The 8,711-nt window shown below is 63.3% G+C and carries 7 protein-coding genes; all 7 read right to left on the reverse strand.

Going from position 1 to position 8,711, the window contains the following annotated elements; all coding sequences use genetic code 11:
- Positions 1–121: 121 nt before the first annotated feature.
- On the reverse strand, positions 122–775 hold the full coding sequence (locus tag G7025_RS24900) for an SPOR domain-containing protein (protein WP_181081662.1): 654 nt from the start codon (positions 773–775) through the stop codon (positions 122–124).
- A complete protein-coding gene (gene folC / locus G7025_RS24905; RefSeq protein ID WP_181081663.1) occupies positions 759–2,066 on the reverse strand; it encodes a bifunctional tetrahydrofolate synthase/dihydrofolate synthase in 1,308 nt (435 codons plus the stop codon). Before folC ends, G7025_RS24900 begins: the two co-directional genes overlap by 17 nt.
- A complete protein-coding gene (accD, locus tag G7025_RS24910) occupies positions 2,063–2,983 on the reverse strand; it encodes an acetyl-CoA carboxylase, carboxyltransferase subunit beta (RefSeq protein ID WP_034099158.1) in 921 nt (306 codons plus the stop codon). Before accD ends, folC begins: the two co-directional genes overlap by 4 nt.
- Before the next feature lie 244 nt (positions 2,984–3,227).
- Positions 3,228–3,860, reverse strand: a complete 633-nt coding sequence (locus G7025_RS24915; protein ID WP_181081664.1) for a phosphoribosylanthranilate isomerase — start codon at positions 3,858–3,860, stop codon at positions 3,228–3,230.
- Positions 3,861–3,924: 64 nt separating this feature from the next.
- Positions 3,925–4,749, reverse strand: coding sequence for a tRNA pseudouridine(38-40) synthase TruA (truA, locus tag G7025_RS24920; protein WP_181081669.1), 825 nt, complete (start codon positions 4,747–4,749; stop codon positions 3,925–3,927).
- Positions 4,750–4,907: 158 nt separating this feature from the next.
- A complete protein-coding gene (locus tag G7025_RS24925; RefSeq protein WP_181081665.1) occupies positions 4,908–7,451 on the reverse strand; it encodes a FimV family protein in 2,544 nt (847 codons plus the stop codon).
- A 164-nt stretch (positions 7,452–7,615) separates the two neighbouring features.
- Positions 7,616–8,626: an aspartate-semialdehyde dehydrogenase gene (locus G7025_RS24930; protein WP_181081666.1), complete on the reverse strand. Its 1,011-nt coding sequence runs from the start codon at positions 8,624–8,626 to the stop codon at positions 7,616–7,618.
- Positions 8,627–8,711 lie beyond the last annotated feature (85 nt).

Genomic DNA, 8,711 nt, shown 5'->3' on the forward strand with positions numbered 1-8,711 from the left:
TTGCGGCTGCTTTGCAAATCAATAGTTTGTGGCGAAGCCATCACATTTCAACCTCACCGCTAAACCCATGGGCAAGCCCCCTGCCCCATATGATTGGCTTGCCGGTTTAAACGATGCTGGCTCAGCCACGCTCAGGCTGGAAACGAGTTACGAACCCTTTCAGGCCCTGCTGCCGATCCAGCAAGTCCCGCAAGCGGTCCGCTTCGGCGCGCTCGATCAGCGGGCCGATAAACACGCGGTTCTTGCCATCGGCGCTGCGGATATAGGAGTTATAGCCCTGGCTGCGCAGTTTTTTCTGCAACGCCTCGGCGCCCTCGCGATTACCCAGGCTGGCGACCTGGATCGACCAACTGATCGACAGGCCATTCGGGTCGATACGGCTCTGCCCTACCTCCGGCTTGCCCGGCGCGGCAGGCTGTGGCGCCACGGGCTTGGGCGCGGGGGTCGGCGCGGCAGGTTTGGCGGCCACGGCGGGCGCTGGCTTGACGACCGGCACGCTTGGCTGCACCGGCATCGACGGCGCCTGCTGCGCCGCCACGTCCGACTCGCTCGGCACGGGCTCTTCTTCCGGCAAGGCCTGTGGTTCAGGCACCACTACCGGCTCGACCTGTACCTGCGGCATTACCGGTGCCTGCGGCGCAGCTGGCGCCTCGACCACGACCTGGCGTTGTTCGTCCTGACGGGAAAACAACATCGGCAGGAAAATAACCGCCAATGCCACCAGCACCAGCGCGCCGACCATCCGCTGCTTATAAGCGCTATCCAGTAATGCCATGTGCAGCTTCCTCCGTGGAGCGCCGGGCCAACCACTCGAGCGCCTCGGCAACACAATAAAATGATCCGAACAACAGAATCTCGTCCTCGGCCGTTGCCACCGCACACTGCGCCTCAAGGGCAGCGATGACGCTTGCATACGACGTCACCGGAGCACCAAGGTTCTGCAGCGCCGCCGCCAATTCCGAGGCGGGACGACTGCGCGGCGTATCCAGCGGCGCTACCGCCCACGCCTGGACGCTGCCCAGCAAAGGCGCAATCACCCCTTCCAGGTCTTTGTCGGCCAGCAGGCCGAAGACCGCCAGACGACGCCCGATCGGCGGCGTGCGCGCCAGGCGCCGTGCCAGGTATTCGGCGGCGTGGGGGTTATGACCGACATCCAGCAACACATTCAGGCGTTTGCCCTGCCATTCGACCACCCGACGATCCAGTCGCCCGGTGATGCGGGTCGCCAGCAACGTCGCCGCGATCTGTTCGGCGTGCCAGGGCAGATCCAGCAGCAGATAGGCCTGCAGCGCCAGGGCGGCGTTCTCCATCGGCAGGTTCAACAGTGGCAGCTCCGGCACTGTCACGACCTGGCCGCGCGCATCGCGCCCTTGCCAGTGCCAGTACTGATCACCTATCTCAAGATTGAAATCGCGCCCACGCAGGTAAAACGGGCAATCCAGCGCGCGTACTTTGTCCAGCAACGGCTGCGGCGGGTCAAGATCACCGCACAGTGCAGGCTTGCCCTGACGGAATATGCCGGCCTTCTCGAACGCCACGGACTCGCGGGTATTACCCAGGTAATCGGCGTGATCCACGCCAATGCTGGTGACCAGCGCCAGGTCGGCATCCACCACGTTGACCGTGTCCAGGCGCCCGCCCAGGCCCACTTCCAGCACCACCACATCCAGCTGCGCGCGCTCGAACAGCCAGAACGCCGCCAGGGTGCCCATTTCGAAGTAAGTCAGGGAAATATCGCCACGCCCGGCATCGAGCGCGGCGAAGGCCTCGCACAGTTGTGCATCAGTGGCCTGGACGCCGTTGATCTGCACCCGTTCGTTGTAGCGCAGCAGGTGCGGCGAGCTGTACACGCCCACGCGCAGGCCCTGGGCCTGCAACAACGCGGCGACAAAGGCACAGGTCGAGCCTTTGCCGTTGGTGCCGGTCACCGTGATCACACGCGGCGCCGGCCGGCCCAACCCCAGGCGGGCCGCTACCTGTTGCGAGCGCTCCAGGCCCATATCGATGGCGGAAGGATGCAACTGCTCAAGGTAGGCGAGCCACTCGCCCAGGGTCCGCTGGGTCATAGGTTTGCAGGCACCGGCGGCACAACGATGGGCTCGACTTTAGGCGCGACGTAAACAGGCGTCGGCAAGCCCATCATTTGCGCCAGCAGGTTGCCCAGGCGCGGACGCAGTTCGCCGCGCGGGATGATCATGTCGATAGCGCCGTGCTCCAGCAGGAACTCGCTGCGCTGGAAACCTTCCGGCAGTTTTTCGCGTACCGTCTGCTCGATCACACGCGGGCCGGCAAAACCGATCAAGGCTTTCGGCTCGCCGACGATCACATCGCCGAGCATCGCCAGGCTGGCGGAAACCCCACCATAGACCGGGTCGGTCAGCACGGAGATAAACGGAATGCCTTCTTCGCGCAGACGCGCCAGTACCGCAGAGGTCTTGGCCATTTGCATCAGGGAGATCAAGGCTTCCTGCATGCGCGCGCCACCGGAGGCAGCGAAGCAGATCATCGGGCAGCGATTTTCCAGCGCATAGTTGGCCGCGCGCACGAAGCGCTCACCGACGATGGCGCCCATGGAGCCGCCCATGAAGGAGAATTCGAATGCCGACACCACGACAGGCATACCCAGCAGCTTGCCGCTGACGGAGATCAGCGCGTCTTTCTCGCCGGTCTGTTTTTGCGCTGCGGTCAAACGATCCTTGTATTTCTTGCCGTCGCGGAACTTGAGCCGATCGACCGGCTCCAGGTCGGCGCCCAGTTCATTGCGGCCGTCGGCGTCCAGGAAGATGTCAATGCGGGCGCGAGCGCCAATGCGCATGTGGTGGTTGCACTTGGGGCAAACGTCCAGGGTCTTTTCCAGCTCAGGGCGATAGAGCACCGCGTCGCAGGATGGGCACTTGTGCCACAGACCTTCAGGAACCGAGCTTTTCTTCACCTCGGAACGCATGATCGAAGGGATCAGTTTGTCTACTAACCAGTTGCTCATGCTTTCTTTCTCCAGTACCGGTGGCTTGAACTCAGCCCCGCGTATGCCCTTGAGCTAAATTCATATGTGGCGATAACACAGACTGGACGGGGTCAGACGTTCGACCTGCCATTTCCAGCCTGTGCCCTCAGCCTTCCAGACAACCTGCCGATGCAAGGTTGCCACTTCGTTTCCGAGCCACCCGCAGGCGGCGTCGGGCTGTTTTACACAGTGGTAGTTATGGACGGCGGCAGACTGCCAGCCGTCACATCCCGCCACTGCTGTTGCGCACGGCCTGCATGAACGCGCGAATCCTGCTGTGATCCTTGATGCCCTTGGCCTGCTCCACCCCGCCGCTGACGTCCACCGCGTAGGGCCGCACCTGCCGGATGGCGTCGCCGACATTCGCCGGGGTGAGCCCGCCGGCCAGGATAATCGGCTTGCTCAGCCCTTCGGGGATCAGCGTCCAATCAAACGCTTCACCGGTGCCGCCCGGCACTCCGTCGACATAAGTATCCAGCAGTATTCCGCGCGCACCGGCATAGGCGGCGCAGGCACTGGCGATATCATCACCGGCCTTGACCCTCAGCGCCTTGATATAGGGGCGCTGGTAGCTTTCGCATTCGTCGGGGGTTTCATCACCATGGAACTGCAGCATGTCCAGCGGCACGGCATCCAGGGTTTCGTTGAGTTCGCAGCGACTGGCGTTGACGAACAGCCCCACGGTGGTCACAAACGGCGGCAATGCGGCAATGATCGCCCGCGCCTGCAATACATTCACCGACCGCGGGCTCTTGGCATAAAACACCAGACCGATGGCATCCGCCCCCGCCTCGACGGCCGCCAACGCGTCTTCCATGCGGGTAATCCCGCAAATCTTGCTGCGAACGGCGGACATATCGAAGAAACCTCAGGGGTTGAGCCGAGAAAGTCCCGGATGGTAACAAAAGCTATTCCGGGCGTCAGCCGCCAAGTTCACTGAAACCTGTGAGGAAGTGTGGACCGATGAAGCGCTCCGGCAACTCGAACTCATCCCGATATTCGACCTGCACCAGGTACAGGCCGAACGGGTGCGCGGTCACCCCACCGGTGCGGCGGATACGGCTTTCCAGCACTTCCCTGGCCCATTCCACCGGACGCTCGCCAGCGCCGATAGTCATCAGCACGCCGGCGATGTTGCGCACCATATGGTGAAGGAACGCCCCGGCGCGAATATCCAGCACAATCATCTTGCCGTGTCGGCTCACACGCAGGTGATGGACTTCCTTGATCGGCGACTTGGCCTGGCACTGGCCGGCACGAAACGCGCTGAAATCATGCACGCCGACCAGATGCTGCGCCGCCTCGGCCATGCGTTCGGCGTCCAGCGGGCGGTGGTTCCAGGTGATTTCTTGATTGAGGTGCGCCGGACGGATCTGGTCGTTGTAGATCACGTAGCGGTAGCGCCGCGCGATGGCCTTGAAGCGCGCATGAAAATGCGCAGGCATCACCTTGGCCCAACTGACGCTGACATCATGGGGCAAATTGATATTGGCCCCCATCACCCAAGCCTTCATCGTGCGCTCGGCCTGGGTGTCGAAATGCACCACTTGGCCGCAGGCATGCACGCCGGCATCGGTACGCCCGGCGCACATCAGCGACACCGGCGAGGCGGCGACTTTGGACAGCGCGTTCTCCAGGGTTTCCTGCACCGTCGGCACGCCTGACGCTTGACGCTGCCAGCCGCGATAGCGCGAGCCTTTGTATTCCACGCCCAGGGCGATGCGGTAAAAGCCTGCGGCCGCCATTTCGGCGGCCGCGTTATCTATATTTGCCAAGAACTGAGAGCCTGATGAGTTGCGCAAAAGCCGCCATTATAAGGCGACATGCTTGGGACGCCATGGGTTTGCAGAGCCGCAAAGCAAAACGGCGGCCCGAAGGCCGCCGCAGTATCACTGAACGACGATCATGCCAGCCGGCCGAGCATCTCCTTGGCCTCGCCGCGCTGCCCTTCGTCACCCTCGGTCAGCACTTCGGAAAGGATATCCCGCGCGCCGTCGGCGTCGCCCATGTCGATGTAGGCCTGGGCCAGGTCCAGCTTGGTCGCCACTTCATCCGTACCGGAGAGGAAGTCGAACTCAGGCTCATCGTCGCCCAACGCGGCGTCCTGCGCCGTGAAGGTTGGATGTTCAAGGCTCTGGGACAAACGGTCCAACTCCGCGTTGACGTCATTCAGCTCCGAAGCGAACGCGTCCGGCTTGGCCTCTGACTCGGGCTCGTCCGCCAGGGACAAGTCAAAGTCTTCCGGCAGGTCGAAGTCTTCCAGCGCGGCCGGCGTCAGGGTTGGCGGCTCGACGGCCGGCACGTCTTTCATCTCGCCTTCCAGGCCCGAGAGGAAATCCTCATCCGATTGGGTCGACGTCGGTGCATCCAACTGCAAGTCGAAATCCGAGAGGTCATCCTTGGCCGCATTGGCTTGGGTCTGCTCCTTGAGCAGCGATTCGAACGTCTGCTGATCACCCTTGAGCTCGGCCGGCGACGTCGATTCCAGCTCGTCCAGGCTCAGGTCGAAATCCGTATCGAAGTTCTCGGGCGCCGCCGGCTTGTCTTCCAGCAACTCCTTGACGTACTGCGCGTCGAGGGCCGCCGCGGCGACCGCTGCGCTGACACCTGCGGCGAGTACCGCCATTGCCGGGAACCGTGCCTTGAGCTGCTCGACCTGGGCGTGGTTTTCACCGTTGGCCACCAGTTGACGCTCCTGGGTCACGAAGCCGTCCTTGTCGTTTTGCAGGCCGTAGACTTCCATCAGCTTCAGGCGCAGATCGCTGCGCTTGGGCTCATGCTTGATCGCTTGTTCCAGCACATCGGCGGCCTGGTTGAGCAGGCCACGATCAATATGTGACTGAGCCAGCGCCAAGGCGTCATTGGCGTTCTGCGGCGCCACGGCGGCGGCCAGCGGCGCCAGCACGGAGGCAACGGTCGGTGCGGCGACCACCGGCTCGATCACCGGCGCAGGTGACGGCGTAGCCGCCAGCTTGACGTTCGGCGGCGGTACTTCAAGGCCTTCGAAGCTGTCCGGCGGCAGGTCCTGGTCGATATTGGAGCTGAACTCCGGCTCTTCGGCCAGCGCACGCGCCATACGCAGGTGCTTTTCTTCCTCGCGACGAGCGTTGCGATGGCGCACGAACAGCAACAGGAGCAACAACGCAATCAAGGCTGCCGCACCGCCGACCACACCGAGCACAATCGGGTTGGTCAGCAGCTCGTTGAACTTGCCCTCGGTCGGCGTAGCAGGCGCCGCGTCCGCCTTGATCGGCTCAGGCGCAGGCGCTACCGGTGCGGGCGTGGCCGGGGTTGTTTCAGCCGCGGCGGGAGGCACGGCCGGGGTTGCGGCGGGGTCGGCGGCCAGCTGTGCCGGGATGGCCGCTGTCGCCGGGGCGGCGGGGTCGACTTTTTCAGCCTGCAGACGCGCCAGTTGATCGTTTTTCAGTTGAATCAGCTTTTGCAGTTTGTCGAGCTGGCTCTGCAGGTCGGCGGCACGGCTTTTCAGCTCTTCGTTGTCGCGGCGCGTGGTGTCCAGCTGTTCCTGAGTCATTGCCAGCTTGTCGCTGAGTACCTGGCTGTCGCCGGCCTTGCCCTTGGCGCCCTTCTTGGCCGCCTCTGCAGAAACCAGGCTCAGGTTGTCCTGGGTTCCAGTGGTTGCGGGCGCGTTGCCTGCCTGGGTGCGCCTGGTAGCATCCAGTTGCTGCTTACCGGCCGGCTGGTTGGCCGCACTGCGCCGCCCCTGACGCCAGGCATCGTTCTGCGCCCTTACCTCGGCAATCGCCTGGGGTTGCGGCAGCGCCGTGCTTTGCACGGTGTCCGGCAGGCGCAGGACCTGGCCGGTTTTGAGGCGATTGATGTTGCCGTCGACAAACGCATTCGGGTTAAGCGCCTGGATGGCCAGCATGGTCTGCTGCACCGAGCCGCCATTGCGGTTTTTTTCGGCGATTTCCCAGAGTGTGTCGCGGGAGGTGGTGACGTGCTGGGCGGGCCTGGTCACCGCCGGCGCGACAGGGGCGGGCGCATTCAAACGTGGTGCCGCTGCGGGGGTAGTCGCCGGCTGATCGAACTTGGCCGGATCAAGCAGCACGCTGTAGTCACGCATCAAACGGCCGTTGGGCCACTGCACCTGCAGCAGGAACCGGATGTAGGAATCGGGCAATGGCTTGCTGGAGGTGACGCGCACCACGCTGCGGCCGTTGGGGTTGACCACCGGGGTAAACGTCAGGTCGTTGAGAAACGCCTGACGGTCAACCCCGGCATCCACAAACGCCTGGGACGACGCCAGGCTCGGCGTGATCTCGGAAGCCGTCAGGCCACCGACATCGAGCAATTCGATTTCCACCGACAAGGGCTGGTTCAGCTTCGACTTGAGGGTCATCTCCCCCAACTGGAGCGCCTGCGCCATACCGGAGGACAGCGCCGAGGCGGCCGCTATTGCTAACACCAGTTTGCGAACTTGAACCATAGCCTCATCCTTTGTTTGAACACTCCCCGGCTTGCGAGAAGGTTGGTAACCGCTGCCATATAAGGCATGGCGAGCCGATAGGTCACCGACGCGCAATTGTTCCTGCTTGGGGCCAAGCATAGCGCCTGGTTAGAATCAATCTACAAATTGCCGCCAAGTATCTTTTACGCAAGGCCTTTTATCAACAACTGCGCCAGTTGCACGGCGTTCAGCGCGGCGCCTTTGCGTACGTTATCTGACGTCACCCAAAGATTTAGTTCCGCCGGGTCATCCACGCCGGCACGTATACGCCCAACATAGACCACATCCTGGCCCACTGCGTCACCTACGGCAGTCGGGTAATCGCCCTCCTCGACCCGTTCAATGCCTGGCGCCGCATCCAGTGCACGATTCACGGCGGCCAGGTCGACCGGCGCCGCCAGCTGCAGGGACACTGTCAGGCTATCGCCAAAAAACACCGGGGCTTGAACGCACGTTGCGCTAATTTTCAGCAACGGAGTGTCCAGCACGGCACGCAATTCGTGTATCAGCCTTTTCTCCAGGTCGGTATGCCCCTGGGCATCGGGCTTTCCGACCTGCGCCAGCAAGTTAAAGGCCATCTGACGATCAAAGAACGTCGGTTCCAACGGGCGTACATTAAGCAGCTCCGCCGTCTGCCGCGCCAGCTCACTGACAGCTTCGCGCCCCTGGGCCGACACAGCCAGGCAGGCGGTGACGCTCACGCGCTGGATATCCAGCAGACCCCGCAGCGGGGCAAGCACCACCGCCAGGTGGGTCGCCGATGGGCTCGGGCTGCCAAGCTGGAAAGGTTTGCGCATGCCGTCCAGTACATGGGCATTGGCCTCCGGCACCACGTGCGGTGCCTGCTCGGCGGGCAGCGCGCCCGACAGATCGATCACCGAGCAACCCGCCGCGGTGGCGCGCGGGGCGAAGCTTACGGTCACGGCCGGACCGGCGGCGAAAAACGCCAGCTGCGCTTTGCTGAAGTCGAACTCATCGACCTCCCTGACCCGCACGTTCTTGCCACGAAACGGCACCGAGGCCCCGGCGGAGTTACTGCCCGCCAACAGGTACAGGGTGCCTACCGGAAAATCCAACTCTTCGAGAATCTGCACCAGGGTTTCACCCACGGTGCCGGTGGCGCCGATCACGGCGATTTCAAAGGTCTGGGTCATGGCGGTAGCCTCGGGCAGTGCGGGGGGAGCGGCACTTTACCGGGTGGCCGGGAGTGAGGCAATTGGTGTGGGGGTGTGGTGGGGC

Origin of the sequence: Pseudomonas lurida, assembly GCF_013522705.1 — a bacterium.
Taxonomy (GTDB): Bacteria; Pseudomonadota; Gammaproteobacteria; order Pseudomonadales; family Pseudomonadaceae; genus Aquipseudomonas; species Aquipseudomonas quebecensis.